The sequence below is a fragment of the Frondihabitans peucedani genome (assembly GCF_039537585.1).
Lineage (GTDB): Bacteria > Actinomycetota > Actinomycetes > Actinomycetales > Microbacteriaceae > Frondihabitans > Frondihabitans peucedani.
This window is the reverse complement of record NZ_BAABAU010000001.1, coordinates 1,209,942-1,236,047: the sequence shown is the minus strand read 5'-3', so window position 1 is coordinate 1,236,047 and position 26,106 is coordinate 1,209,942. Positions and strand designations below refer to the sequence as shown.

Annotated in this window: 23 protein-coding genes; 18 read left to right on the top strand and 5 right to left on the bottom strand. The window is 69.7% G+C overall.

All coding sequences use genetic code 11. The features are described from left to right. Positions 1–9 precede the first annotated feature (9 nt). Positions 10–1,200 carry an ROK family transcriptional regulator gene (locus ABD733_RS05640; protein ID WP_344794036.1) on the bottom strand — a complete coding sequence of 397 codons (1,191 nt, stop codon included), beginning with the start codon at positions 1,198–1,200 and terminating at the stop codon, positions 10–12. A gap of 162 nt (positions 1,201–1,362) precedes the next feature. Between ABD733_RS05640 and ABD733_RS05635 the strand changes: the two genes are divergently transcribed. The 8 genes from ABD733_RS05635 (at position 1,363) to ABD733_RS05600 (ending at position 9,542) form a co-directional block, all read left to right on the top strand. Then, positions 1,363–2,103, top strand: a complete 741-nt coding sequence (locus tag ABD733_RS05635) for a sugar phosphate isomerase/epimerase family protein (protein ID WP_344794035.1) — start codon at positions 1,363–1,365, stop codon at positions 2,101–2,103. Between the two features lie 313 nt (positions 2,104–2,416). Beyond that, positions 2,417–3,730, top strand: a complete 1,314-nt coding sequence (locus ABD733_RS05630; RefSeq protein ID WP_344794034.1) for an ABC transporter substrate-binding protein — start codon at positions 2,417–2,419, stop codon at positions 3,728–3,730. 50 nt (positions 3,731–3,780) lie between these two features. Beyond that, a complete protein-coding gene (locus tag ABD733_RS05625; RefSeq protein ID WP_344794033.1) occupies positions 3,781–4,749 on the top strand; it encodes a carbohydrate ABC transporter permease in 969 nt (322 codons plus the stop codon). Further along, positions 4,746–5,642 (top strand): carbohydrate ABC transporter permease, encoded by an 897-nt coding sequence (locus ABD733_RS05620; RefSeq protein WP_344794032.1) that lies wholly within the window; start codon positions 4,746–4,748, stop codon positions 5,640–5,642. Before ABD733_RS05625 ends, ABD733_RS05620 begins: the two co-directional genes overlap by 4 nt. Before the next feature lie 100 nt (positions 5,643–5,742). Beyond that, positions 5,743–6,456: a ThuA domain-containing protein gene (locus tag ABD733_RS05615; protein WP_344794031.1), complete on the top strand. Its 714-nt coding sequence runs from the start codon at positions 5,743–5,745 to the stop codon at positions 6,454–6,456. After that, positions 6,441–7,538, top strand: a complete 1,098-nt coding sequence (locus ABD733_RS05610; RefSeq protein ID WP_344794030.1) for a Gfo/Idh/MocA family protein — start codon at positions 6,441–6,443, stop codon at positions 7,536–7,538. Before ABD733_RS05615 ends, ABD733_RS05610 begins: the two co-directional genes overlap by 16 nt. 40 nt (positions 7,539–7,578) lie before the next feature. Beyond that, the gene (locus ABD733_RS05605; protein WP_344794029.1) at positions 7,579–8,625 is read left to right on the top strand and encodes a LacI family DNA-binding transcriptional regulator; all 1,047 of its coding nucleotides are present in this window, start codon (positions 7,579–7,581) and stop codon (positions 8,623–8,625) included. Continuing rightward, complete coding sequence (locus tag ABD733_RS05600; protein ID WP_344794028.1) at positions 8,625–9,542, top strand: TolB family protein; 918 nt, start codon at positions 8,625–8,627, stop codon at positions 9,540–9,542. The genes ABD733_RS05605 and ABD733_RS05600 overlap by 1 nt, the downstream gene beginning before the upstream one ends. Positions 9,543–9,551: 9 nt before the next feature. On the opposite strand, the gene ABD733_RS05595 is transcribed toward ABD733_RS05600, so the two are convergent. Both ABD733_RS05595 and ABD733_RS05590 read right to left on the bottom strand, forming a co-directional pair. Beyond that, positions 9,552–10,220, bottom strand: coding sequence for an ABC transporter ATP-binding protein (locus ABD733_RS05595; RefSeq protein ID WP_344794027.1), 669 nt, complete (start codon positions 10,218–10,220; stop codon positions 9,552–9,554). 38 nt (positions 10,221–10,258) lie between these two features. Beyond that, positions 10,259–11,791, bottom strand: a complete 1,533-nt coding sequence (locus tag ABD733_RS05590) for an ABC transporter permease (protein ID WP_344794026.1) — start codon at positions 11,789–11,791, stop codon at positions 10,259–10,261. Positions 11,792–12,024: 233 nt separating this feature from the next. Here ABD733_RS05590 and ABD733_RS05585 point away from each other — a divergent pair, with 233 nt between their 5' ends. From ABD733_RS05585 to rplL, 4 genes are all read left to right on the top strand, one after another. Continuing rightward, entirely contained in the window at positions 12,025–12,774 is a 750-nt protein-coding gene (locus ABD733_RS05585) for a response regulator transcription factor (RefSeq protein WP_425552862.1), read from the top strand. Continuing rightward, positions 12,771–14,336 carry a sensor histidine kinase gene (locus ABD733_RS05580; protein ID WP_344794025.1) on the top strand — a complete coding sequence of 522 codons (1,566 nt, stop codon included), beginning with the start codon at positions 12,771–12,773 and terminating at the stop codon, positions 14,334–14,336. Before ABD733_RS05585 ends, ABD733_RS05580 begins: the two co-directional genes overlap by 4 nt. Before the next feature lie 405 nt (positions 14,337–14,741). Continuing rightward, positions 14,742–15,257 carry a 50S ribosomal protein L10 gene (gene rplJ, locus ABD733_RS05575; RefSeq protein ID WP_344794024.1) on the top strand — a complete coding sequence of 172 codons (516 nt, stop codon included), beginning with the start codon at positions 14,742–14,744 and terminating at the stop codon, positions 15,255–15,257. 58 nt (positions 15,258–15,315) lie between these two features. Next, complete coding sequence (rplL, locus tag ABD733_RS05570; protein ID WP_344794023.1) at positions 15,316–15,699, top strand: 50S ribosomal protein L7/L12; 384 nt, start codon at positions 15,316–15,318, stop codon at positions 15,697–15,699. Between the two features lie 104 nt (positions 15,700–15,803). Here the strand turns inward: rplL and ABD733_RS05565 are convergent, their stop codons facing one another. Beyond that, positions 15,804–17,396, bottom strand: coding sequence for a LuxR C-terminal-related transcriptional regulator (locus ABD733_RS05565; protein ID WP_344794022.1), 1,593 nt, complete (start codon positions 17,394–17,396; stop codon positions 15,804–15,806). A gap of 155 nt (positions 17,397–17,551) precedes the next feature. Here ABD733_RS05565 and ABD733_RS05560 point away from each other — a divergent pair, with 155 nt between their 5' ends. The 5 genes from ABD733_RS05560 to ABD733_RS05540 all read left to right on the top strand — a co-directional run bounded on the left by ABD733_RS05560 (position 17,552) and on the right by ABD733_RS05540 (position 23,957). Continuing rightward, the gene (locus tag ABD733_RS05560) at positions 17,552–19,426 is read left to right on the top strand and encodes an ABC transporter ATP-binding protein (RefSeq protein WP_344796021.1); all 1,875 of its coding nucleotides are present in this window, start codon (positions 17,552–17,554) and stop codon (positions 19,424–19,426) included. Between the two features lie 89 nt (positions 19,427–19,515). Next, positions 19,516–20,880, top strand: a complete 1,365-nt coding sequence (locus ABD733_RS05555) for a cystathionine beta-synthase (RefSeq protein ID WP_344794021.1) — start codon at positions 19,516–19,518, stop codon at positions 20,878–20,880. After that, positions 20,877–22,076, top strand: a complete 1,200-nt coding sequence (locus ABD733_RS05550) for a cystathionine gamma-synthase (RefSeq protein WP_344794020.1) — start codon at positions 20,877–20,879, stop codon at positions 22,074–22,076. Before ABD733_RS05555 ends, ABD733_RS05550 begins: the two co-directional genes overlap by 4 nt. A 106-nt stretch (positions 22,077–22,182) precedes the next feature. Then, positions 22,183–22,890 carry a sugar transferase gene (locus ABD733_RS05545; RefSeq protein ID WP_344794019.1) on the top strand — a complete coding sequence of 236 codons (708 nt, stop codon included), beginning with the start codon at positions 22,183–22,185 and terminating at the stop codon, positions 22,888–22,890. Further along, positions 22,890–23,957 (top strand): LCP family protein, encoded by a 1,068-nt coding sequence (locus ABD733_RS05540; RefSeq protein WP_344794018.1) that lies wholly within the window; start codon positions 22,890–22,892, stop codon positions 23,955–23,957. The genes ABD733_RS05545 and ABD733_RS05540 overlap by 1 nt, the downstream gene beginning before the upstream one ends. A 73-nt stretch (positions 23,958–24,030) precedes the next feature. Here the strand turns inward: ABD733_RS05540 and ABD733_RS05535 are convergent, their stop codons facing one another. Further along, a complete protein-coding gene (locus ABD733_RS05535; RefSeq protein WP_344794017.1) occupies positions 24,031–24,597 on the bottom strand; it encodes a TetR/AcrR family transcriptional regulator in 567 nt (188 codons plus the stop codon). Between the two features lie 258 nt (positions 24,598–24,855). Here ABD733_RS05535 and ABD733_RS05530 point away from each other — a divergent pair, with 258 nt between their 5' ends. After that, positions 24,856–26,085 (top strand): multidrug effflux MFS transporter, encoded by a 1,230-nt coding sequence (locus ABD733_RS05530; RefSeq protein WP_344794016.1) that lies wholly within the window; start codon positions 24,856–24,858, stop codon positions 26,083–26,085. Positions 26,086–26,106: the final 21 nt, after the last annotated feature.

Here is a 26,106-nt window from a genome sequence, read left to right as displayed (position 1 = left end):
CGCGCAGATTCAGTAGGCGGCGGCGAGCGTGTCGAGCCCGGAGGGCGACAGGGCGTAGTGGATGGCCAGCATGCTGGCGCCCAGGATCGCGGAGTTCTCGCCCGCGCGAGACTGCGCGATGGTGAGGTGCTCGGTCGCCAGGGGCATCGAGCGCGAGTATACGACCTCGCGGACCCCCGCGATCAGGTGCTCTCCGGCCTGCGCCATCGACCCGCCGATCGCGATGACGGACGGGTTGATCAGGCTGACGCACGTGGTGAGGACCTCGCCGATGTCGCGCCCCGCCTGGCGCACCGCCCGGACGGCGTCGATGTCGCCCTGGCGCACCAGCTCGATGACGTCGGCGCCCCCGTCGACGTCGTGGCCCTCCCGTCGGAGACCGGCTGCGATGGCCGGGCCGGAGGCGATGGCCTCGAGGCAGCCGGTGTTGCCGCAGCGGCAGGCGATGCCGGCTCCGCGGGCGACCGGGATGTGGCCGATGTCGCCGGCGATGCCCTGGGCGCCGCGCTGCAGCTGCCCGCCGGAGATGATGCCGGACCCGATGCCGGTGGCGACCTTGAGGAAGAAGAGGTGCTCGGCGTTCGGCCACGAGTGCTGCCGCTCGCCGAGGGCCATGATGTTGACGTCGTTGTCGACGAAGACGGGGATGTCGATGTGCTGCCTGACCCAGCCCGGCACGTCGAAGGCGTCCCAGCCGGGCATGATCGGCGGGTTGACCGGTCGGCCGGTCGAGAACTCCACCGGGCCGGGCAGGCCGATCCCTGCGGCGATGACGTCGCTCCGGGTCTTGCCGAGACGCTCCAGCAGCTCGTCGGCGTGCTCGACCATCCAGCCGAGGACGTGTTCGGGCCCCAGGCCGATCTCGAGCTTCTCGCGGTGACTGGTGAGCTCCTGGCCCATGAGGTCGGTGATGGCCACGTGGGCGTGGCTGGCACCGAGGTCGGCGGCGAGGACGACCCGCGACGACGGACGCAGGGCGACCCGGGACGGCGGTCGGCCGCCGGTCGAGACCGCGTCGGCCACGGGGCCGACGAGGCCGAGCTCGGTGAGGGAGTCGAGGCGGAGCCCGATGGTCGAGCGCGCGAGGCCGGTCAGGGCTGCGAGCTCCGCTCGCGTGCGGGGCCGCCCGTCGCGCAGGAGCTGGAACAGGTCGCCCGCCCCCGTCGTCCCGAGGACAGACGTGCGCATCGCGTCTGACATGCAAGGAGTAAACCACAGCTTCTCTCCGTCAGCGGAGAAAGCTGTCGACTGTCGCGCATCTTTTGCTTGCGCCTCGACAGAAGTGGCCCTATCGTGAGTCTCGGTCGACGGCGGCCGGCACCGGCCCCCGCCCGATCCGCGTTCGATGAGGAGACAGATCAGGTGACAACCGTCCCGCCTTCGGTTCAGCTCTACACGGTCCGGTCGGCCATCGCCGAAGACCTTCCGGGCGCTCTCGCCCGCCTGGCCGAGATCGGCTTCACCCGGGTCGAGCCCTGGGGCTTCGTCGAGCGCGTCGACGAGTACGCCGAGCAGCTCGAGGCCCTGGGCCTCACCGCTCCGAGCGCTCACGCCAACCTCCTCGGCCGAGACCTCGACGCCGTCTTCTCGGCCGCGAAGCGCCTCGGCGTCGAGACCGTGATCGACCCGCACATCGACGAGACCCGGTGGGTCACTCGCGAGGACGTCGAGTCGATCGCCCGAGAGCTCGGCGAGATCGCCGACCGCGCCGCCGAGCACGACCTCCGCGTCGGCTACCACAATCACGCCTTCGAGCTGGAGAACAGGATCGGCGGCGTCCCCGCGCTCGAGGTCTTCGCCGATGCGCTGCCCGAGAGCGTCGTCCTCGAGGTCGACACCTACTGGGTCGAGGTCGGCGGCGTCGACGCCCCCGAGCTCCTGGCCCGCCTGGGGGACCGCGTGCAGCTCCTCCACGTCAAGGACGGGCCGAAGACGAAGGACGACACGGAGCAGGTCGCCGTCGGCCGCGGGTCCATGCCGATCCGCGACATCCTGCGGGCCGCCCCTCAGGCTCTTCCCGTCGTCGAGCTCGACGATCACGCGGGCGACGTCTTCACAGCCCTCCGCGACAGCCTCCGCTTCCTGGAAGGCGTTCGCGTCTGACCGCCACCCGGCGTCAGCCCTCCCTCTTTCGTCGTCACCCGGCGACGAAACCGAAACGAGCTCTCACGAAAGTTTCGTGCCCGTTTCGACCCGCTCCATCCGATAACGATGGGGTAAACGGACCAGGACTGCGTTGACTTCCCCGAAATTATCGGTGAGGATGATGCAGCACCTGGTTGAGAGGCCCGAAGCACCTGCCGCGAACGTCTCCCTAGCAAGACGAACGCACGAAAGTTTCCATCAACACAGCAGTTCTTTTATTCGAAGAAGAATAGGAGCCAGCACGGACGCTGGCTCCGGAAGGACACCGACCATGCCAAACAACATCTCGAGCTCCGCTTTCTCGCGTCGCGCATTCCTCGGCGGAGCAGCGGGAGTCTCGGCTGTCGCCCTCCTGGCCGCCTGCACCTCCGGCGGGGGCGGCTCGGGGAGCAGCTCCAAGACGCTCAAGTTCTGGAACATGCCCTGGGGCGGAACGACGTTCAACCCGCTCGACAAGAAGATCACGCTGGCCTACAAGCCCGCCAAGGGTCTCCCGTCGGCCACCTACCAGCAGATCCAGTGGGCCAACTTCACGCAGCAGTTCGCCTCGGCGGTCGCCTCGAACACCGGCCCCGCCGTGTCGTCCGGTGGTGGCACGCAGGCCTTCCAGTTCGCCTCGCAGGGCAAGATCGCCTACGCGGACGACCTGCTGGACTCCTGGAAGAAGAACGGCATCTACGACGACTTCCTCCCCGGCCTCGTCGACACGATGAAGACCGACAAGGGCTACGCCGCCGTCCCGTACAACCTCGACATGCGCGTCATGTGGTACAGCAAGTCGCTCCTCGAGAAGGCCGGCGCCGACGTCCCCACCGACTGGCAGTCCTACATCAAGGCCTGCGCCGCGCTCAAGAAGATCGGCGTCTACGGCTACGGCACCGGCTCCGGTGCGGGTGACTTCACCGGCGTCCAGATCATCGTCGGCCACATGATCAACAACGGCGGCGGCCTCTTCGACGAGAACCAGAAGCCCAACGTCGTCACGCCCGAGAACATCGAGGCCGTCGACTTCGTGCTCGAGATGGTGAAGAAGGGCTACTCCGACCCCGCGTCGGCGACCTACACCAGCGACAACGTGCAGAGCCAGTGGAAGGCCAAGAAGTTCGGCATGGGCGGCGACACCGCCGGCCTCGCAGCCAACCTCGGTGGCGAGTTCGCCAGCGACGTCGCCGTCCTGAGCCCGCTCAAGAGCGACTCCGGCAAGAAGGGCGCGCTGTACTTCCCGAACAACATCATGATGTACACGAACACCCCCTCGCAGAAGGCGAGCGAGGCGTTCCTCACGTACTACTACAAGAACATGGCACCGCTGTGGACGAAGAACACCGGCATCGGTCTTCCTCCCCTCAAGTCGATCGCCGAGACCTCCGAGTTCAAGGCGAACGCGAACGCGGTCAAGGTCATCAACGAGTGGCAGCCGATCTCGAAGACCTGGGCCGCCCCCGGCACCAACTCGCTGTTCCTCGGAGTCACCAAGGTCGACGGCACGCCCGCGATGACGACCTTCGCCCAGTCGGTCCTCGGTGGCAACGTCACCGCCAAGGCCGCCCTCACGACCCTGCAGAACGCCCTCAAGGCGTCCTGATCCGGGCCGTACGGCAACCCGTTTCACAGAACATCACGAAGGAGTGACGAATGTCGGCCAGTAGCGTCGCAGAAAATCTCAGGCGTGCCAGGCGCGGAGTCGGTGTGTCCGGCTCCGGGTCTGGCGCGCCCCGCCCCGTCCGCAAGACGAAACGATTCACACCGAGAACCTGGACGCTGCTGGCCTTCGCTCTGCCCTCGCTGGTCCTCCTGCTGCTGATCAACCTCTACCCGGTGATCTACGCGTTCATCCAGTCGCTCCACAACGGGACGCTGCTGGACGCCGGGCCCTTCGTGGGGCTGCAGAACTACCTCGACATCCTCACGCAGCCGAGCTTCTGGGCGGCAGCGCGGTTCACGGTGGTCTTCACCGTGGTCGGGGTCTTCGGGTCGTGGATCGTGGGGCTCCTCCTGGCGCTCCTGCTCCGCACCCACATCCCCGGCAACACCGTGTTCAAGGTGCTCCTGCTCCTGCCCTGGATCGTGCCGGTGGTCGTGTCGTCGATGTCGTGGAACTGGCTGGTGGCCACCCCCCAGTCGCCGTTCCCCGTCATCGCGGCCCACCTCGGCCTCGGCAACGTCCTGTTCCTGGCGAACCCGTTCCTCGCTCAGGTCGTGGTGTGCATCTTCAAGGTGTGGATCTCGTTCCCGTTCATGATGATGATGATGTCGTCGGCGCTCGCGTCGGTCGACACCAACGTCTACGAGGCGGCCAAGGTCGACGGCTCCAGCGGCTTCAAGACCTTCCGCTACATCACGATGCCGATGATCGCCCGCACGACGTTCGTCTCCTGGATCCTGATGACGATCTTCTGCGTGAACGACTTCCCGACGATCTTCCTCCTGACCGGCGGCGGGCCGGTCAACGCGACCCAGTCCCTGGTCGTCCTGGCGTACCTCACGGTCTTCCAGAACTTCCAGACCGGGCCTGGAATCGCCATCGCGTTCCTGATGACGCTCGTGCTCGTCATCATCTCCGTGGTGCTGTACCGCCAGATCCGAAAGGTGAACATCGAATGAGCACTATCAGCGTCCGGCGCGCTCGCGTCAAAGACCAGGCCGCGGGAAGCGTCACCGTCCCGAGGCGCCGCTCCCAGGCCGAACAGGGCAAGCGCGGCGGGTGGTGGAGGTTCACCCTCATCCTGCTCGTCACCGCGGTCGTCCTCATCCCGATCGTCGCGGTCGTGGGGCTGTCCTTCACGCCGGGCCTCGGCTCGACGGTCAAGGGCAACTTCACGCTCGAGAACTACTCCAACATCTTCAGCCAGACCGGCGTGGTCAGCTGGCTGACGAACAGCCTCATCGTCACGGTCGTCACCGTGCTGGTGGCGGTCGTCGTCGCAGCCCCCGCCGGGTACGTCCTGAGCCGGGCCCGCAACAAGCTCGTCTCGGGCTACTCGCTCGTGCTGTTCGTCGTGCAGTCGCTCCCGGTGGTGTCGGCGGTCATCCCGCTGTTCATCCTGTTCTCGAAGTTCGGCCTCGTGGACAGCCTCGCCGGCGTCACGATCATCTATGTCGGATCGACGATGTCGGTCGCGATCTGGATGATGGCGGCGTACTACGACTCGATCCCGATCGCGCTCGAGGAGGCGGCCTGGATGGACGGCGCCTCGCTGCTCGGCTCGTTCACCCGGATCGTGCTCCGCAACTCGCTCCCCGGCATCCTGTCGACCGCGATCTTCTCGTTCCTGCTCGCCTGGAACGACTACCTCGTCGCGCTGGTCTTCCTGCGCTCCGACGGCAACAAGACGCTCCCGGTCGGTCTCGAGACGTTCTTCCAGCAGAACGCGACGAACTGGGGTCTCGTCATGGCGGTCGCCGTCGTGATGATGCTGCCCCCGATCATCCTGTTCGCGTTCCTCAACCGGTACTTCTCCGTCGGCGGCATCGGCGGTTCGCTCGCCGGACGCTGATCCCCCTCGGAACGACAGAGGCCGCCGGCCAGGGCAACCCGGTCGGCGGCCTCCGCCGTCTCCTCCACCGCACAACACGAAAGATCTGGTCTCACACCGCATGACTGCTACTTCAGACACCCCCACGCGACGCGCACTCGTGGTCCGAGGAGGCTGGGACGGCCACCAGCCCGTCGAAGCCACCGAGCTCTTCGTGCCCTTCCTCCGGGAGAACGGCTTCGAGGTCAGGATCGAGGAGTCGCCCGCCGTGTACGCCGACGCCGCCTACCTCGACACCGTCGACCTCATCGTCCAGTCGGTCACCATGTCGACCATCGAGAAGGAGGAGTTCGAAGGTCTCCGGAGGGCTGTCGAGAACGGCACCGGCCTCGCGGGCTGGCACGGCGGGATCGCCGACTCGTTCCGCAACAACTCCGACTACCTCCACATGATCGGCGGCCAGTTCGCGACCCACCCCGGCAAGGCCCCCGAGGAGCGCACCGGCGAGCAGTCGGACAACTACGTCCCGTACACGGTGAACATGACGGCGGCGGCGGCCGACCACCCGATCACGCAGGGCATCGGCGACTTCGAGCTCACGACCGAGCAGTACTGGGTGCTCCACGACGATTACAACGATGTGCTGGCGACCACGACGCAGAAGGTGCGCCCGTGGGACCAGTGGAACCGCGAGGTCACCTCGCCGGCGATCTGGACCCGCCAGTGGGCGAAGGGGCGGATCTTCGTCTCGACCCCCGGCCACCACGTCGACATCCTCGAGGACGGCAACGTCCGCACCATCATCGAAAGGGGTCTCCTGTGGGCGTCCCGTTGAAAGTCGGCGTCATCGGCGTCGGCAAGATCTCCGAGCAGTACTTCGCCAGCTTCCCCCAGCTCCCGAACCTCGACCTGGTGGCGGTCGCCGACATCGACGCCGCCAGGACGAAGCAGGTCGCCGACGAGCAGGGCGTCCGAGCACTCACGGTCGACGAGCTGCTCGCCGATCCTGAGATCGACGCGGTCGTCAACCTGACGATCCCCGCCGCCCACGTGGAGGTCGGCACGAAGGCGCTCAACGCCGGAAAGCACGTCTTCGCCGAGAAGCCGCTCGGGCTCAACCCGACCGAGGCGCTGCCCATGCTCGAGCTCGCCGACGAGAAGGGCCTCCGCGTCGGGAGCGCACCCGACACGGTGCTCGGCACCGGCGTGCAGACCGCCCGCCAGGTGCTCGACTCGGGCGCCATCGGCGAGCCCGTCGCGGCTCAGGTGCACTGGTCGGCTCCCGGACACGAGCGCTGGCACCCGTCGCCGCTGTTCTACTACCAGCCTGGCGGCGGCCCCCTGCTCGACATGGCGCCGTACTACCTGACCAGCCTCATCACTCTGTTCGGTCCGATTACGCGCGTCTCGGGTCTCGCGACCCGCTCCGACCGCGAGCGCACCGTCGAGACCGGCCCTCTGGCCGGCACGGCGATCCCCGTCGACGTCGACACGCACGTCAGCGCGCTCCTCGAGCACGCCTCGGGAGTCACCTCGACCCTCACGGTGAGCTTCGAGATCTGGGCCACGAAGTCGCCGCTGTTCGAGGTCTACGGCACGAAGGGCACGCTCGAGGTCCCCGACCCCAACCGGTTCTCCGACCCGGTCTCGCTGTCGACGAGCGACGCTCCCGACTTCGTCGAGGTGCCGGTCTCGGCCGGCTACGCGGACGCCGGGCGCGGCTACGGCCTCGCCGACATGGCGCGGGCCATCGAGACGGACCGTCCGCACCGGGCGTCCGGCCGACTGGCCTTCCACGTGCTCGAGGCGATGGACGCGATCCTGCGCTCCAGCGACGAGAAGCGCGTCATCGAGCTCGAGAGCACCGTCGAGCGTCCGGAACCCGTGCCCTTCGAGGCCCGACCCGAGACCTGGTAGCGGAGCCCGCCCAGGATCCCGAGAGAAGCGGGCCACTACGATGACGACCGTGTCGGAGGAGTCGAGAACGCAGGGCGCCGACACGCGCGCCAAGCTGGCCGACGTCGCCGAGCGGGCCGGGGTGTCGATCTCGACCGTGTCGAAGGTGCTCAACGGGCGCGCCGGGGTGTCCGTCGACACCCGGGAGCGCGTGACCGGGATCCTGCACGACGAGCAGTACAACAGGAGGGGCGGCGCGCAGCCGCCGTCCCTCCTGTTGGAGCTCGTCTGCCACGCGCTCGACAGCCCCTGGATGGTCGAGGTCGTCGTCGGCGTCGAGCGGGTCGCCCGCGAGAACGGCATGAGTCTCGTCGTCACCGGCATGAAAGACCGGAGGCCGGGGGAGGGCTGGATCGAGGGCGTGCTGCAGCGCCGCCCGACCGGCGTGATCTTCGTCATCACCGACATCCCCAAGGCCAACCAGCACCAGTTGCGGAGCCACGGAATCCCGTTCGTGATCGTCGACCCCGAGGGGGATCCTGCGCAGGATGTCCCCGCCATCGGCTCGGCGAACTGGATGGGCGGCTTCCTGGCCACCAGGCACCTCATCGAGCTGGGTCACACCAGGATCGCGACGCTCGGCGGGCCGGTGCACTTCCTCGCCGCCACCGCCCGGCTCTCCGGCTACCGCGCCGCTCTCGCCGGCGCCGGCCTCACGGAGCCGCACGGCTACTCGCCCCGGGGCGAGTTCAGCCACGAGGCGGGCGCCGCTGCCGCGCGCGTCCTGCTGATGCGCGACGACCCGCCGACCGCCCTCTTCGCCGCCAGCGACATGCAGGCTCTCGGTGCGTACGAGGCCGCCCGGGAGCTCGGACTCCGCGTGCCGGACGACGTCTCCGTGGTCGGATACGACGACCTCCAGGTCGCCCAGTGGGCGGGCCCGCCGCTCACCACCGTCCGGCAGCCCCTGACCGAGATGGCCGAGGAGGCGACGCGGCTGGTGCTCCGCCTCCGGGCCGAGCCGCAGCTGAAGTCGACCCGCCTGGAGCTCGCCACCAGCCTCGTCGTCCGCCACAGCACCGCCGCGCCGACCGCGGGACGCGCCTGATGCCGCGGACCCTGCTGCCCGGGCAGTCGTCTCGCGTGCTGATCGTCGACCCGGCGTCGGGTGAGAGCCGCTGCGTGTTCGAGAGCGACTCCGTGCTCGTCGAGGCGCCGAACTGGACCGCCGACGGCGTCTCCCTCGTGCTGAACGCCGACGGCCTGCTCTGGCGCCTGCCGGTCGACGGCCACGACCTCGCCGAGATCCCGATGCCCGGCGTCCCCGAGATCAACAACGACCACGTGCTGACCCCCGACGGGCTCGCCGTCGTCGTCAGCGCGAAGGACGGCCACCTCTACGAGGTCCCCCTCGACGAGCGCACGCCGCGCAGGATCACGCGCGACCACCCCGTCGGCCGCGGCTACAAGAACTACCTCCACGGCGTCTCGCCCGACGGCAGCACGCTGAGCGTCATCGTCGGCCACCGGCCCCGGCCGTCCGATCCCGAGTCCGCCTGGCAGACGGACGTCGCGCTCGTCGACCTCGCGACCGGCGAGGCCTCCTTCGTCACGAGCGACGCGTCCGCCGACGACGGGGCCGAGTTCACCCCCGACGGCCGGTGGCTCTGGTTCAACACCGAGCGCTTCACCAGCGAGCCGGGCCACGCGCAGCTGGCACGCGTCCGGGTCGACGGTTCCGACCTCTCGCGCGTCGTCGAGAGCGTCAGCGTCGACTGGTTCCCGCACCCGGCCCCCGACGGGCGGTCGGTCGCCTACCTCTCCTACGAGGCGGGCACGCTGGGGCACCCGGAGAACCGCGACGTGGTGCTCCGGATCCTGCCCCTCGACGAGGCCGGCGATCCCGAGCCCCACGGCGTCCGCGACCTCCTCCGCCTGTTCGGCGGGCAGGGCACGCTGAACGTCAACGGCTGGGCACCCGACAGCACGCGGTTCGCGTGCGTCGAATACCCGGTCGCCGACTGACGCCAGGCGCTACGCCTCCGTGACGACGCCGCCCTTGAGGTAGAGGCGCCGCTCCGCGCGGCGCGCGACCGACGAGTCGTGCGTGACCAGGATGAACGTGAGGCCGCGGTCGCGCCACTGGCCCTCGAGGAGCTCCATGATCTCGTCGCGGGTCGACTCGTCGAGGCTCCCCGTGGGCTCGTCGGCGAGGAGCACCTGCGGCTCCTTGACCAGGGCCCGGGCGATCGCGACGCGCTGCTGCTGACCGCCCGAGAGCTCGGCAGGCAGGTGGTCGCCGCGCTCGCCGAGGCCGACCGACTCGAGCGCGTCGGACGACCGCTTCTTCTGCTCGTCGCGCGACACGTCGGAGCGGGCGAAGGCCGTCTCGACGTTCTCGAGCGCCGTGAGGGTCGGGATCAGGTTGAAGCCCTGGAAGACGAAGCCGATCCTGTTCGCGCGGATGGCCGCGAGCTTCGAGTCGGCGAGTCCCGAGACCTTATCGTCGCCGAGCACGACGCTGCCGGCGGACGGCTTGTCGAGGGCGCCGAGCATCTGCAGGAGTGTCGACTTGCCTCCGCCGGTCGGGCCCTGGATCGCGACCATCTGCCCGGTCGGGATCTCGAGGGTCACCCGGCTCAGGGCGGTGACGGTGCGCTTCTTCTGGACGTACGTCTTGGTGACGTCTGTGAGGGTGTACATGGTGTCCGTTCGGTGAGGTCGAGTGATCGGTCTGCGGGTCAGGCCACGCTGCGGAGCGCTTCGGCGGGGCGGAGGCGCGAGGCGCGCCAGCCGCCGATGGCGCCGGCGAGCAGCCCGCCGACGAGGGCGAGGGCGACCGCGACGACGATGATCGTCACCGCGATCGGAGCATGGAGGCTCACCTCGGTCGCCGTGGAGGCGACCTGCGCCCCGAAGCGGCCGGCTGTGCCGGCCCCGCCCTCGGTGCCGGTCCCGGTGCCTGTGCCCGTGCCGCCGCCCGCTCCGCCCGGTGCAGCGCCGCCGCCGAAGCCGCCGGCCGACGTGGTCGCGCCGCCCGACAGCGTGGGCGCGATCACGTTGATCACGACGACTCCGATCAGGCCGACGACCACTCCGGCGACCCCGCCCAGGAGCCCCTGGACGAACGACTCGCCCGCGACCTGTCGCACGATCCTGCCGTTCGACCAGCCGATGGCCTTGAGGGTGCCGAACTCGCGGGTCCGTCGGGTGACGCCCGAGACGGTGAACAGGATCGCGATCAGGAACGCCGCCGCGAGAACGATCACCGACAGCCACGTCCCGAGGTTCGACACCAGGCTCGACGCCGTCGACAGCGAGCCGGACACGCTGGACGCGAGGTCGGCCTCGGTCGAGACGGTGGCCTTCGGGAGCGCCTTCTCGAGGGCGGCCTTGACGGTCCCGACGTCGCTCGACGAGTCGGCCGTCACGTAGACCGTGCTGATCTTCCCGGACAGGTCGGCCGCCTTCTGCGCCGTGTCGAGGGGCATGTAGAAGTCGGAGGCGGTGCTCGACGACGACGAGGTCGACTCGACGATGCCGATGACGGTGAAGGTCGTGCTGCCGATCTTCTTCGTGCTGCCCGCCTTGAGGCTGTTCGAGGCGGCGTAGGTCTTGTCGACGACCAGGACGTCCTTCCCGGCGTCGGAGGCGGCGAAGGTGCGACCGGACGTGAGCTCGACGCTCGTCAGGGGCCCGACGGCGTCGGACGTCACACTGACGCCCTCGACGGTCGTCTGGTCGAAGCTGAACGAGCCGCCGCCGAAGCCGCCGCCCTGTCCGGGGGTCCCGGCCTCGCCCGATCCTGCGCCCGGAGCGGTGCCGGTGCCGGTGCCAGTGCCGGACTGCGTCTGCGTGCGGGACGTCGAGCCGGAGAAGTCGATGAGCTGCAGCGAGAGCGTCGCCGCGGCGGCCTTCACCCCGTCGGTCTTCTGGACGGTGGTGAGCTCCGAGGCGTCGAACGTCGCCTTGCCGCGGGCCGCGGTCAGCCGCGACTGCGAGAGCGTCGTGCTGTTGCCGTTCGTCGTGCCGCCGCCCGAGCCGAAGGTGAAGGTGGGCCGGCCGGTGGAGGAGGCGGTCTCGGCCTGGCTGATCGTCACGTCCGTGCCGACGCCGTAGACCGACTCGAGGACCGTGGCCTGGGCGGCCTTCACACCGCCGGCGACCGAGTTGACGATGATCACGAGGGCGATGGCGAGAGCCATGCCGGTGGCGATGATCGCCGTCTGCTTTCGCCGATTGCTCAGCTCCCGGAACAGATAGGTCCAGAACATGGGTCTCCTCTTGTAGGGCGCGATGGGGGTGGCTGCGTGATGCAGGACGGAGCGGAGCGGCCAGCGAGCCCGAGGGCCCTGCCGATCCTGCTCGACCCCGCCGACCCTAGGAACGGCTGCTGTGGCGGCTCTATCGCGGCCTTCTCAATCGCCTATGAGACCCTCCGCAGATCCCTGGCTGGCTCATCAGGTCATCACAGACGGCTCATAGGAAACGGCAGATACTTGGATTCGTGACCACTTCAGCCCCCATCACCGCTCCCGCCGCCCCGCGGCTCACCCGTGCCGACGGCTCGCCCCTGAGGGTGCTGGTCGTCGACGACGAGAACAGCCTCACCGACCTGCTCTCCATGGCGCTCCGCTACGAGGGCTGGGACGTCAAGGCGGCCCCGGACGGGCAGACGGCCCTCAGCCTCGCCCGCGACTTCAAGCCCGACGCGATCGTGCTCGACGTCATGCTCCCCGACATCGACGGCCTGCAGGTGCTCGGCCGACTGCGCTCGGGCGGCGACGACACGCCGATCCTGTTCCTCACCGCGAAGGACGCTGTCGAAGACCGGGTCACCGGCCTCACCGCGGGCGGCGACGACTACGTCACGAAGCCGTTCAGCCTCGAGGAGGTCGTCGCGAGGCTCCGCGGCCTCATCCGGCGCTCGGCCGCGATGGTGTCCGAGGGCGGCGACTCGCGCATCACCGTCGGCGACCTGGTGCTCGACGAGGAGAGCTACGAGGTCAACCGCGCCGGCCGCGAGATCGAGCTGACCGCGACCGAGTTCGAGCTTCTTCGCTTCCTGATGCGGAACCCCCGCCGCGTCCTGTCGAAGGCGCAGATCCTCGACCGCGTCTGGAGCTACGACTTCGGCGGCAAGTCCAGCGTCGTCGAGATCTACATCTCCTACCTCCGCAAGAAGATCGACGCCGGCGAGGAGCCCATGATCCACACCGTCCGCGGCGTGGGATACGTGATCAAGCCCGTCGCATGAGCCAGCTCCACCCGGCCGCGGCGGTCCGCGGGTGGGCGGCGACCTGGCGTGGGCCGCTGACTCTGCGTCGGCGCCTCATCCTGTCGATCGTCGCCATCTCCGCGCTGCTCGCCGTCCTGATCGGGGCGATCAGCGTGCTGGTCCTGCAGAACGTGCTCGCTACCCAGCTCGACTCCCAGGTCAGGTCGTCCCTGAACCGCGCGACGGCGCAACTCGGCATCCCGTCGGCAGCCATGGGCGTCGGCGACGACGGAGGCCGGGGCCAGATCCCCGGGACCATCGAAGCGGTCTCCAACGGCACCAGCCAGGTGCAGATCCGAGTCGGCGAGTCCGGTCGGCCGACCAGCATCTCGTCGTCCGTCGGCGACCGACTTCTCGCACTCTCACCGTCTGGAACCGACGGCAAGTCGTCCGAAGTCGACCTCGGAGGCTCCCTCGGCGTCTTCCAGGGCAAGTCGACCACGTTCACCGGACCGACCGCATCCGGGCAGAACGTCACGATCACCGTCGCCGTGGCCCTCCCGCGCGACAGCGTGACGGGCCCGGTCTCGAAGCTCATCGCGAGCATCGCCATCATCGCGGCCGCTGGCATCGCCGTCTCGATCTTCTTCGCGCTCCTCACCGTCCGCTACGCCCTCGGGCCGCTGCAGCGGATGGCCGACACCGCCTCCCGCGTCGCCGAGATGCCGCTGGACCGCGGCGAGGTGGCCCTCGACGCCCGTGTCCCCGACGAGGACACCGACACCCGCACCGAGGTGGGCCGCGTCGGTGCCGCCATGAACAGGATGCTCGGCCACGTCTCGCAGGCCCTCGCCGCCCGGCAGCAGTCCGAGAACAAGGTGCGGCAGTTCGTCGCCGACGCCTCCCACGAGCTGCGCACCCCGCTCGCGTCGGTCCGCGGCTACGCCGAGCTGACCCGCCGCATGGGCAAGGACCTCCCCGAGGACGTCGTCTACGCCATGGGCAGGATCGAGTCGGAGTCGGTCCGCATGACCTCCCTCGTCGAGGAGCTCCTCCTGCTGGCGCGGCTCGACGAGGGTACCGACCTCATCAAAAAAGAGGTCGACCTGACCAGGATCGTGCTCGACGCCGTCCACGACACCGGTGTCCAGGACTCGGGCCACCAGTTCGAGGTGTCCGTGCCGGAGGAGCCGATCACGCTGCTCGGCGACCCGATGCGCCTCCACCAGGTGGTCGCGAATCTCCTCGGAAACACGCGGACGCACACCCCCGACGGCACCGAGGTCTGGGTCACGCTGGAGCGGGACGACGACGCGCACGAGGCGGTGGTGACCGTGTCCGACAACGGTCCCGGCATCGATCCTGCTGTCATGCCGGTGCTCTTCGAGCGGTTCGCGCGGGCCGACAGCTCGCGGTCGCGGAAGGCAGGATCGACGGGGCTCGGCCTCGCGATCGTCCAGGCGGTCGTGCACTCCCACGGTGGCACCGTGACCGCGTCGAACGGCGACCCGGGCGCGGTCTTCACCGTGCGGCTGCCGCTCGAGCGTGCGCCGCAGGGCGCTCCCGTCCCGCTGCCGGCGCCGGAGCCCGTCCGCTCCTGACCCCGGTGGCCTCCGGCTCCGCGCGCCCTCCCGCGACCACGAAGGCAGCTCGCGACCGCACACGCCGGCGGTCGCGAGCTGCCTTTGCGGTCGGGCGGGCGCGCTACCCCCGCGGTGCAACTCCGTGCCGCGCGGTGGACGTGAACGGAGCGCACTCACCCGAGTTGCGCGGCAGGGCGCAGCCCGCCTACACTGATCCCAGCCCAAGACCGCTGGTTGTCGGCGTGCGCTCGTGAGAGTCACACCGGCCGAAGGTCCTCGCAAGAGAGACGACCCGCGCAGGTGTGTGAAGCAAGACGTTCTGTCGAGGCTCTGCGCTCCTGCGCAGGGCCTTTTCTCGTGTGAGATGTGTCTTCTCGAAGACACGGCCCGGGGGCTGCCGGCACCACACACGTTAGGAGCGACATGGCGAACAAGGAAGCTTCGGTCGCCGAGCTCACGGACTCGTTCCGCGACTCGACCGCCGTCCTGCTCACCGAGTACCGCGGGCTCACCGTTGCTCAGCTCAAGCAGCTGCGCACCGGTATCAAGGAGCACGCCACCTACGCCGTCGTGAAGAACACGCTCACCAAGATCGCGGCGAACAACGCCGGCATCAGCTCCTTCGATGCCGAGCTCGTTGGACCGTCCGCGATCGCTTTCGTCCACGGAGACCCTGTCGCCGTTGCCAAGAGCCTGCGTGACTTCGCCAAGGCGAACCCTCAGCTCGTGGTGAAGGGCGGTTACTTCGACGGTAACCCCCTGACCGCGACCGAGGTCAACCAGCTCGCCGATCTCGAGTCGCGGGAGGTGCTGCTGGGCAAGCTGGCCGGCGCCTTCAAGGCCTCGCTGTTCGGTGCGGCCTACCTCTTCCAGGCGCCGCTGTCGAAGACCGTCCGCACGGTCGAGGCACTCCGCGAGAAGCAGGAATCCGCAGCGTAGCCCGCTGCCGTACGCGTTTCACTCACCACTTTTCAGCTAGACAACAAGGAGAAACACAATGGCAAAGCTCAGCCAGGACGAACTGATCGAGGCTTTCAAGGAGCTCACGCTCATCGAGCTCAGCGACTTCGTCAAGAAGTTCGAAGAGGTCTTCGAGGTCACCGCTGCTGCCCCCGTCGCCGCTGCCGGTGCCGCTGGCCCCGCCGCCCCCGCCGAAGAGGTCGAGGAGAAGGACTCCTTCGACGTCGTCCTCGACTCGGTCGGCGACAAGAAGATCCAGGTCATCAAGGAGGTCCGCGCGCTCACGAGCCTCGGCCTCGGCGAGGCCAAGGCCGTCGTCGACGGTGCGCCCAGCACCGTCCTCGAGGGCGCCAACAAGGAGACCGCCGAGAAGGCCAAGGCTCAGCTCGAGGCCGCCGGCGCTTCGGTGACCCTCAAGTAACACAGCCTCACAACGACAGAAGCCCCCGACCGTCTGGTCGGGGGCTTCTGGCGTCCGCGGCCTCCGCTGCCGGGCCGGGCGGACCAGAGCGCAGGATCAGCGGCCTAGTCGCCCGACAGCCCCAGCTGCGCCGCCCGGGCGATCGCCTCGCGGCGATTCGTCGCCGACAGCTTGCGGTAGATGCTCCGCACGTGGCTCTTCACGGTGTTCACGGAGATGAACAGCTCGGCGCCGATCTGGCTGAGGGTCGCGCCGGTGGTGAGGTGCCGGACGATCACGAGCTCGCGCTCGGACAGCGGGTCGGCGAGCGGGTGAGCCGCCGGCGGCGGGGAGACGTGCATCCGCTCGATGAGGGCGGCGACGGAGGCGGGCTGCGTGCGACCCGCCGCTCCGGCGAGAAGGCGCGCGAGGACCTCGTCGGGCAGGCCGCGGAACGGCCAGGTCACCTCGTTCGTGGCCGCGACGAGCAGCGCCCGGTCGAACGAGATCGCCGAGCCGACGGTGTCTCCGAGGTCGGCGTGCGCGGCGGCTGCGACGGCGTAGATCTGGGACATCGTCCGCGACGAGTGGAGGTCGCCGAGCTCGAGGCAGTCGCGGAGCGCATCGAGGGCCCCCTGCGGATCGCCGAGCGTGAACAGCCCCAGCGCGAGGAGCCGCGGCGGGCACGGGGCGTGGTGCTGGCCGGCAGCGAGCCCGTCGAGCACGCGCCGGGCCTGGTCGCTGTCGCCGAGCCTCCGGAGGCACTCCGCGCGCAGGATCCCGGCCTCATTGCGGAGGACGACGGGCCCGCTGAACGAGACCAGCAGCCGGGTGACCCGCCCGAGGAGGTCGAGGGCCTCGATGTGCGACCCGGCGGCGTGCTTGACCACGGCCTCGGCGAACAGCGCGGTGGCCTCCCAGTCGCTGTTGCGGCTGGCGATCCTGACCTCGCGGAGCGGCAGGTCGAGGTCGGTGCCCGTCTTCTCGCGCTCGACGAGCAGCAGGAACCGCGTGATCTGAGCGAGCGCGGCGAAAGTGGACCGCAGGAGCTCGGTGCCCTCCGAGTGCTGCGTCGCGAGGTCGATCTGGCGCTCGGCCGCGTCGAAGTCGCCGAGCTGGAACGACACCCAGGCGAGAGCGGAGTGGCACTCGACCCGCTCGGCGGTCGAGAGGTGCTCGTCGGCGAGTCCCTCGGCGAGCGACAGGGCGAAGAGCGCCTCGTCGAACTCGCCGGCGTGGATGCGGACGAGACCGAGCTGCAGCGAGAACGACGCGCTGGTGTCGATCCTGCGCCCCACCTCTCCGGAGAGGTCCTCCTCGAGCAGGTGCCGGACGGTCTCGAGGTGCTCGCGGGCCTTCACCTGGTCGCCGAGGGTGCGGAGGGTCGTGGCCAGCTGGACGAGGTAGCCGGCGCGGAGGTCGAGCGGCGAGTGCGGGTCGGCGCGGATCAGCTTGTTGACCGAGCGGAGCCAGGGGAGCGCGGCGCTGCGGCTCGTCGAGCCGACCGAGCGGTGGCTCGCCGCGACGGCCATCAGGATGCGCGGGCGGTGGCTCCACTCCTTCTCGGGCACGCTCCGGACGGCGTCGCGGAGACGGGCACCCTGCAGAGGGGCGATCTGCGGCCACATGCTCTCGATCGTCTCGAGGAGGGATCGGTGGTCGAGCTCGAGAGCCGTCGAGATTTCGGGGTCGACGGTCGTGTCGTTTCGGGGATTCACGCGTTTACCTCTGCCGCATCGGGTAGTTCCCCGCTCGGGACGGAGAATGCGGACCTGCACATCATAAACTGAGATTTCTTTCTCACAGGCAGGTTTTCGTTTCCCGGCCACAACTGGGGGCATCCGGGCGGGCTTAGGCTCGTCCCGTGAGCAGGATGGATTCGGTGGCCTCCGGCGGCGGCATGCGCGGCGGCGGGGGGCGCCCGGGCGGCCGCGTGTCGGCGGCCGACGCCCGCGCGCAGAAGGCCGCGAACGCCGAGGCGCCGAAGATCCCCGACCTCGTCGCCCGCATCCGGAGCCTGTTCTCCCCGCACCGGAACGCCCTCGTCGTGACGGTGGTGCTGGTGCTCGTGGGCGCCGCACTCAGCGTCCTGCCCCCGCTCCTCACCCAGCAGGCGTTCGACCGGGGCCTGTTCCCGAAGGGCGGTCCGGACGTCCCGGTCCTGATGCGCCTCGTCGGCGCCATGGTCGGCCTGTGGGTGCTCTCGGCGGCCATCGGGGTCTGGCAGACCTACCTCACCGCGACGGTCGGCAACAAGGTCATGGGCGCGCTCAGGATCCGGCTCTTCGGCCACCTGCAGCGCATGGAGCTGGCGTTCTTCACCCGCACCAAGACGGGCGTCATCCAGTCGCGGCTCCAGAACGACGTCGGCGGTGTCGCCAGCGTTCTCAGCAACACCATCTCGAGCGTCCTCGGCAACACCGTGACGGTCATCGCGGCCTTCGTGGCGATGCTGCTGCTGAGCTGGCAGATGACCGTGGTGGCCGTGATCCTGCTGCCCCTCCTCGTCATCGCGCAGCGCCGGGTCGGGCAGGTCAGGGCCAGGATCGCGACGGAGACGCAGGAGTCGCTGAGCGACATGACCGCGATCACGCAGGAGACGCTGAGCGTGTCCGGCATCCTGCTCGCGAAGAGCTTCAACCAGCAGCGCACCGAGATCGAGCGGTACTCGGCCGAGAACCGCAACCAGATCCGGCTGCAGGTCCGGCAGCAGATGAGCGGGCAGTGGTTCTTCGCCACCGTGCAGATCTTCCTGTCGATCATCCCGGCGGCGATCTACCTGGTGGCGGCGTACCTCATCCAGGGCGGCATCCCGATCACGGCCGGCACGATCGTGGCCTTCACGACCGTCCAGGCACGCCTCACGTTCCCGCTCATGGCGCTCCTCCGCGTCGCCCTCGACATCCAGACCTCGGGCGCCCTCTTCGCCAGGATCTTCGAGTACCTCGACCTGCATCCGGCCATCCGCGACCCGAAGGCCGCGTCGGCCCTCGACCCCACCGCCCTCGGCCGCGTGGAGTTCGACGACGTCCGGTTCGCCTACCCCGACGCCGAGCCCGGGGCGCTGACCCTCGACGGCCTCTCGTTCGACATCGAGCCCGGCCGGTTCGCCGCCTTCGTGGGCCCGTCGGGCGCCGGCAAGACGACCGTCTCGTACCTGATCCCGCGCTTCTACGAGGTCACGGGCGGGTCCGTGCGGTTCGCCGGCGTCGACGTCCGCGACATCGGCCAGGACGACCTCGTCGCGAACATCGGCATCGTCAGCCAGGAGACCTACCTCTTCCACGCGACCATCGGCGAGAACCTCCGCTACGCCAAGCCCGGTGCGAGCCAGGCCGAGCTCGAGGCGGCGGCGCGCCTGGCGAACATCCACGACACCATCGCGTCCTTCCCCGACGGCTACGACACCGTGGTCGGCGAGCGGGGCTACCGGCTCTCGGGCGGTGAGAAGCAGCGCATCGCGATCGCGCGCGTGCTGCTGAAGGACCCCGCGGTCCTGGTGCTCGACGAAGCCACCAGCGCCCTCGACTCCGTCTCCGAGCGCATCGTCCAGCACGCACTCGACACGGCCGCCCGCGGCCGCACGACGATCTCGATCGCCCACCGCCTCTCGACGGTGCGCGCGGCGGACGTCATCTTCGTCGTCGACGGGGGCAGGATCGTCGAGCGCGGCACCCACGACGAGCTCGTCGCCCTGGGAGGGCTCTACACCGAGCTGTACGAGCAGCAGGCGGCCGTCCCGGGCTGATGCCCCGGCCCGATCCTGCGGTCGCCGCGGGGTCTGTCATCGCCCGTCATCCCCGAGATACTCCCGGGTGCCCCCGGTAGACTCGCTGGGTGAAGTACGCAGGCTCCGTTATTGATCTCGTCGGCAACACCCCTCTCGTCAAGCTCAACCGGGTCACGGAGGGCATCAGCGCCACCGTCCTGGTCAAGGTCGAGTACCTCAACCCGGGCGGCTCGAGCAAAGACCGCATCGCCACCCGCATCATCGACGCGGCCGAGCGCGAGGGCCACCTGAAGCCGGGCGGCACGATCGTCGAGCCGACCAGCGGCAACACGGGCGTCGGTCTCGCTCTCGTGGCCCAGCAGCGCGGCTACCGCTGCGTGTTCGTCCTGCCCGACAAGGTGGGCGAAGACAAGCGGAACGTCCTGACGGCGTACGGCGCCGAGATCATCGTCACGCCGACCGCGGTCGCCCCCGACAGCCCGGAGTCGTACTACAGCGTCTCCGACCGCCTCGTCCGCGAGATCCCCGGAGCGTTCAAGCCCAACCAGTACGAGAACCCGAACGGCCCGCTCAGCCACTACGAGACGACCGGGCCCGAGATCTGGCGCGACACCGAGGGGCAGCTCACGCACTTCGTCGCGGGCGTCGGCACCGGCGGCACGATCAGCGGCACCGGCCGGTACCTCAAAGAGGTCGGCGAGGGCCTGGTGCAGATCATCGGCGCCGACCCCGAGGGCAGCGTCTACTCCGGCGGCAGCGGCCGCCCGTACCTCGTCGAGGGCGTGGGCGAGGACTTCTGGCCCGGCGCCTACGACGGCAGCGTCGTCGACCGCATCATCGCGATCTCCGACGCCCGCTCGTTCGACATGACCAGGCGGCTCGCCCGCGAGGAGGGTCTCCTCGTCGGCGGCTCGAGCGGCATGGCCGTCGCCGCCGCGCTCGACGTGGCCCGCGAGCTCGGGCCCGACGACGTCGTCGTCGTCCTGCTGCCCGACGGCGGCCGCGGCTACCTCGGCAAGATCTTCAACGACCGGTGGATGCGCTCGTACGGCTTCAGCGAGGTCGGCGACGAGAAGACCGTCAGCGACCTCCTCGCCTCCAAGAACGGCGCGATGCCCGACCTCGTGCACGCGCACCCGTCCGACACGGTCCGCGACGTCGTCGGCATCATGTCGCGGTACGGCGTCTCGCAGATGCCGGTGCTCTCGGCCGAGCCGCCCGTCGTCATGGGCGAGGTCGTCGGTGCCGTCGAGGAGAAGGCGCTGCTCGAGCTCGTGTTCTCCGGCGAGGCGCAGATGACCGACTCCATCGAGAGGTTCACCGGCGCGCCCCTGGGCCTGATCGGCCTCAACGAGTCGATCTCCACCGCTCGCCGCGCCCTCGAGAAGAACGACGCCCTGCTGGTGACCTCCGACGGCAAGCCCGCCGCGGTCGTCACGCGGCACGACCTCCTCGCCTTCCTCTCCGAATGACCCGCGGTCCTGCCGCGCCCTCCAGCACCACGCAAAGGAACCCCGTGACCCACAGCTTCGAGACCCGCGCCATCCACGACGGTCAGGCCTTCGACCCGACCACCGGCGCCGTCGTCCCGCCGATCTACCAGACCTCCACCTTCGTCCAGGACGGCATCGGCGGCTTCCGTGGCGGCTACGAGTACGGCCGGTCGGCCAACCCGACCCGTGACTCGCTCCAGACGGTCCTCGCGAGCCTCGAGGGCGGCTCGGCGGCCTTCAGCTTCGCGTCCGGTCTCGCGGCCGAGGACGCCCTCCTCCGCGCCGTCCTCTCGTCGGGCTCGCGCGTGGTGATGGGCAACGACGTGTACGGCGGCACCCACCGTCTCGTGAGCCGCGTCTGGGCTCCGTGGGGCGTGACCCTCGAGACCGTCGACATGAGCGACCTCGACGCGGTCCGCGCGGCCGCGCGACCCGGCGAGACGACCGTGCTCTGGGTCGAGACGCCGTCGAACCCGCTGATGAAGATCACCGACATCGAAGGGCTCGCCGAGATCGGCCACGCCGCCGGCGCCCTCGTCGTCGTCGACAACACCTTCGCGTCGCCCTACATCCAGCAGCCGCTCGCCCTCGGAGCCGATGTCGTCGTGCACTCCACGACCAAGTACCTCGGCGGGCACTCCGACACGCTCGGCGGAGCCCTCGTCGTGCGCGACGACGAGCTCGCGTCGAAGATCGGCTTCATCCAGTTCGGCGTCGGCGCGATCTCCGCTCCGATGGAGGCGTGGTTGACAATCCGCGGGATCAAGACCCTCGGGGTGCGGGTCGACCGCCATTCCGAGAACGCGCAGGCCATCGCCGAGGCGATCGTCTCGCACCGCGCCGTGGAGCGGGTGTACTATCCGGGCCTGCCGAGCCACCCGGGGCACGAGCTGGCCTCTCGCCAGATGAAGCGCTTCGGCGGCATGCTCTCCGTCGGCGTCCGCGGCGGCGCCCCGGCCGCCCGGCGCTTCGCGGAGTCGACCGAGGTGTTCCAGCTCGCGGAGTCGCTCGGGGGAGTGGAGTCGCTGATCGGCTACCCCTCCGAGATGACGCACGCCTCCGTCCGCGGGACGGAGCTCGAGGTGCCCGACACGGTCGTCCGGCTGTCCGTCGGCATCGAGTCGGTCGACGACCTCGTGGTGGACGTGCTCCAGGCGCTCGACCGCCTGGAGTAGGTGCTGGTCTCTCGCGCCCGACAAGAGTGAGAAATATCAGGTATTGATACAGTCGGTGTGCTGAGCTACTCTTGCAATGTCATATTGCACATTGCAGGAGAAGCCCATGAGCACCCCGACCGTACTCGACCTCGCCAGCCCGCGCCTCCCCTCGATCGCCGAGGCCGCCCGACCCCAGCGTGAGCACCGCTCCCGGGCGTCGAGCGAGTCCCTCGCCAAGCGGGGCGTCGACATCCTGGGCTCCGCTCTGGGGCTGCTCCTGCTGCTTCCGATCCTGCTCGTGGTCGCGGCTCTCGTCGCGATCACGAGCCCGGGCGGAGCGCTCTACCGGCAGACGCGGGTCGGGCTCGACGGCCAGCCGTTCTCGATGATCAAGTTCCGCACCATGCGGTCCGACTCCGACGACGTCCTCGTCCGCCTCAAGGCCGTGGCAGGAGCGTCGGGCACGGCGTCCGGCCCGCTGTTCAAGCTCGTCGACGACCCGCGGGTCACGCCGCTCGGCCGCATCCTGCGCCGGTTCTCGATCGACGAGCTCCCGCAGCTGGTCAACGTCCTGCGCGGCGACATGAGCCTCGTCGGCCCCAGGCCGGCGCTCCCCGCCGAGGTCGACGCCTACTGCCCGCGCGCCCTCCGCCGCCTCGAGGTCGTCCCCGGGATGACGGGCGCCTGGCAGGTCGGCGGCCGCAGCACGCTCTCGTGGGAGGAGGGCCTCGACCTCGACCTGCACTACGTCGACCGGTGGAGCCTCCGCTACGACGCCGCCATCCTGCTGCAGACCGTCCGGGCCGTCGTCGCGCCGGTGGGGGCCTACTGATGAGCGCGTCGCCGACAGCCACGACCCCCGCCCCCGCGCCGGAGTCGCTCCCGACACGGGCCTCGCGCCGCACCCGCCGCCGCCGCTCGCGGGCGATCCGCAACGCAGCCATCGCCTTCGGGGTCGTCGCCGTGCTGATCCTCGCGGTGCTCGGCGCCGGGGCAGTCCTCCTGCAGAACCTCGTCGGCCAGAACCTGACGACTCTGGCCTCGACCGAGGCCTTCCCCGACGAGGCGGGGCGCCCCGCCCCCTCGACCGGAGCGATGAACATCCTGCTGCTGGGCTCCGACTCGAGGCAGACGACTTCCTCGCACGATCTCGAGAGCGCAGGATCGCAGCGGGCCGACACGATGATGCTCGTGCACGTCTCCGAAGACTGCAGCCACGTGTCGGTCATGTCGGTCATGCGCGACCTCTGGGTCGACGTGCCCGGCCACGGCAAGGCGAAGGTCAACGCCTCGCTGGCCTGGGGAGGCACGCCCCTCGCGATCCAGACCCTCGAGAAGCTCCTCGGGGCGCGGATCGACCACGTGGCGATCATCGACTTCGCCGGGCTCGCCTCGATGACCACGAGCCTCGGCGGCGTGGTGGTCGACAACCCCCAGGCGTTCACGGCGTCGCGAGGCGACGACCGCTTCTTCCCCGAGGGCGAGATCGAGCTCGAGGGCGACCGGGCGCTCGTCTTCGCCCGAGAGCGCTACGCCTTCCCGACCGGCGACTATCAGAGGGTCGCGAACCAGCAGCTGCTGCTCAAGGGCATCCTGAGCCGGGCGATCAGTCGCGACGTGCTCGCCGATCCTCGGGCGCTCGCCGACTTCGCGTCGGAGACCTCCAAGAACCTGACGGTCGACTCCGGCTTCACGCTCCGGGCTGCCGGCTCGCTCGCGTACAGCCTCCGCGGGATCGACCTGTCCGGCTTCTCGTTCTTCACGATGCCGACGGCCGGGACCGGCATGGAGGGCGACCAGTCGGTCGTCCGTGTCGACGAGGCGGCGACGGCGAGACTCCGGCAGGCGCTCCACGACGACACCCTGCAGGCCTTCGAGGCGAGCCTCCACCGTGGGTGACCCGGCCGTGCGTGCTTCTGGCGTGCACGACTCCGCCGTGCGCAACTCTGGCGCAATCCGGGGCGAGCGGCGGTCAGTCCCACCAGGTGGGCAGCATGAGCATGATGTTGTCGACGAGGGAGCGCCTGCTCGACCGCTTGCCGGTCAGCCAGTTCTCGATGACCCCGACGAGGCCGTGCGCCACGAACCCGGCGGCGAGCGGCTTCGAGAACCCCTGCGGCAGCGCGGCCGCGTCGCGGAGGTCGAGGTGCATCAGAGACGACTCCTCGAAGTGCCGCGCGAGCGCTCGGTGCGTCGACGCGTCCAGCGGGTCGGGCAGAGCGAGCCGGTAGACGTCGCGGTACTTCACCACGTGCTCGACCACGCGCTCCATCCCGCGCCTCGTGATCTCGGTCGCGGGCCCTCGGCCCTCCTCGCGGGCGTCGAGGTCGGCCGCGCGGATGGCATCGAGCTCGGGCCGCAGCACGTCGGCCAGGAGCGCGCCCGGCGAGGTCGCGTGGCTGTAGAACGTCGCGCGGTTGATCCCCGCCGCGCGGGTCACGTCGGCGACGGTGATCGCTGAGACCGGCGTCGACGACGCGAGGTCGACGATCGCCGTGTGAAGCGACTTCGTCGTCTGGACGATGCGAGCGTCCACCATGCTTCCTCCTGCATCCGGTGCGTCTCCCGAAGCCTAGACCGGGGCTCCGACGGCGTTCTCAATCGGGCGGTCGACCGCTTGCGGCCGACCCCGGGGTCGACACTAGGCTTGACGTGCTGCGACCGTCGAGTGGCGGCGACCCCCCTCCTCCCTCCCTCGCCCCGATCACGGGCGGGGGTCGTCTCTCGTGCGCTGCCGCGCACCCGCCCGGGCGCCATCCTCGTGCCGCCTGCGCGACATCCTCGGCAAAGGAGCTCCGTGACCACCGTCGTGCACCCGGGTGACGCCCTCACCCGGCGCCAGCGCCTCGTCTACGTCGTCGTCCTGGGGGCTCTCACCGCTCTCGGTCCTGCGACCATCGATCTCTACCTGCCGGCGTTCCCCTCGCTGCAGAGCGACTTCGGCGTCGGCAAGGGCATCATCCAGCTGACGCTGACGGCGACGACCATCGGGTTCGCGCTCGGGCAGCTGCTGGTGGGGCCGTGGAGCGACCGCGTCGGACGGCGGGTGCCCCTGATCGTGGCGAGCTCCCTGCACGTCGTCGCGAGCATCGGCGCGACCACCGCGCCGAGCATCGAGGTGCTGGGGCTCTTCCGGGTGCTGCAGGGAATGGGGGCCGCGGCGGGCGGCGTCGTCGCGATGGCTCTGGTGCGCGACCTCTTCGGCGGCAGGCCTCTGGTGCGGATGCTGTCGCGGCTGGCGCTGGTCAACGGCCTGGCTCCGATCCTGGCACCGGTCATCGGCTCGCAGCTGCTCCGCTTCACGAGCTGGCGGGGGATCTTCGCGTTCCTCGCGGCGTACGGCATCCTCGTGGTCGCCGCGGCCGTGTTCTTCGTCGTCGAGACCCTGCCGAAGGAGCGCCGCGGAGAGGCGGGGCACTCCACCCTGCGGCAGCGCTACCGGGTGCTCTTCCACGACCGCATCTTCGTCGGGGTCGCGCTGATCGGCGCCATGGTCTTCTCGGGCCTGTTCGTCTACCTGGCGTCGTCGTCGTTCCTGTTCCAGGAGGTCTACGGCATGAGCGCTCAGACCTACGGCCTCCTCTTCGCGATCAACTCGCTCGGGGTCGTCTTCGGGGTGCAGGCGTCGTCGCGTCTCGCCCAGCGCTTCGGCCCGCCGTGGATCCTGGCCGGGTCGACCAGCGTGATGATCACGGCCGCCGTCCTGATCGTCGTGTTCGACAGCCTGCACCTCGGGCTCCTCGGGGTCCTGGTGCCGCTGTGGTTCTTCATCGCGTCGTGCGGGTTCTCGTTCCCGCAGGTCCAGGTGCTGGCGCTGGTCAACCACGGCAAGGAGGCCGGCACCGCCGCGTCTCTCCTCGGTGCCCTGAACTTCGGTCTCGCCGGGCTCATCTCTCCCGTCGTGGGCTTCATCGGGGTGACGACCGCGGCGCCCATGGGAGCCGTGATGATCTGCACGACGGCCGTGGCGATCCTGAGCCTGTGGCTGCTGGTCCGGCCGCGGACGGTGCCGGACATCGGGCACTGAGCCCTGGGGTGCAGGAGCATA